This window comes from Ruegeria sp. AB8, assembly GCF_056542605.1.
The window spans coordinates 1-741 of record NZ_JBQGAB010000111.1; the positions used below are offsets into that span (position 1 = coordinate 1).

The window sequence follows — 741 nt, forward strand, 5'->3', positions numbered from 1 at the left end:
CTTTTGGGCGGGGTGGGCTTGGTTGCGTTTATCTACACGGTCCGCTCGAACCAGTATGAGGATCCGGAAGGCGATGCGCGCCGTATCCTCAGCGACGAATGGGATGACAAGCCCAAGCCCTGACAGAGGCGTCAACAGCCCTTGAAATTGCCGCAATGCCCGGCTATGTCCGGCCCATCCGCTAGAAGAGAGATTGTAGCCTCATGGCAACCTTAAACCCGATCCAGTTCATTCAGCAGGTCCGCGCCGAAGTCGCAAAGGTCGTCTGGCCGACCCGTCGTGAGGTTCTGTTGACCACGGTCATGGTGTTCATCATGGCTGCGCTGACGGCTGTGTTCTTTGCGCTGGTTGATCTGGGCATTCGCGGCGGTCTGCAACTGGTACTCGGCGCGTTCAGCTAAGCCGGTTTGGGCAAGCCGAAACGCGACTGCCCCCTTGCACAGCTTGCGATGTCAGAGTAGGTGACATGACTATTCGGAATGGGCGTGCGGCGAATCGGGCTGCGCGCCGCTTTTTATTCCGGGTGACGCAATAGGATTTCAACGAAGGGCGCGATGCGTCGCAGCCCAAAGGCAAACAAGGACGACAGGTTCATGGCGAAACGGTGGTATTCGGTCAGCGTTCTTTCGAATTTCGAAAAGAAGATCGCAGAGCAGATCCGCACGTCGGTGGCTGAGCAGGGCCTTGAAGACGATATCGACGAGGTACTGGTGCCCACCGAAGAGGTGATCGAAGTGCGCC

General features: G+C 57.9%; 3 protein-coding genes. All 3 read left to right on the forward strand.

Annotated features, from left to right (window positions below):
• Positions 1-123: cbb3-type cytochrome oxidase assembly protein CcoS (gene ccoS, locus ACR0CG_RS24015; protein ID WP_480528024.1), on the forward strand; the 123-nt coding region annotated here is incomplete at its 5' end.
• A gap of 80 nt (positions 124-203) precedes the next feature.
• Complete coding sequence (secE, locus tag ACR0CG_RS24020) at positions 204-401, forward strand: preprotein translocase subunit SecE (protein WP_170398600.1); 198 nt, start codon at positions 204-206, stop codon at positions 399-401.
• A gap of 192 nt (positions 402-593) precedes the next feature.
• Positions 594-741: transcription termination/antitermination NusG family protein (locus tag ACR0CG_RS24025; protein WP_480528026.1), on the forward strand; the 148-nt coding region annotated here is incomplete at its 3' end.

Coding starts and splice junctions, on each gene's coding strand:
- secE (WP_170398600.1), top strand. CDS start 204: ATGGCAACCTTAAACCCGATCCAGTTCATTCAGCAGGTCCGCGCCGAA.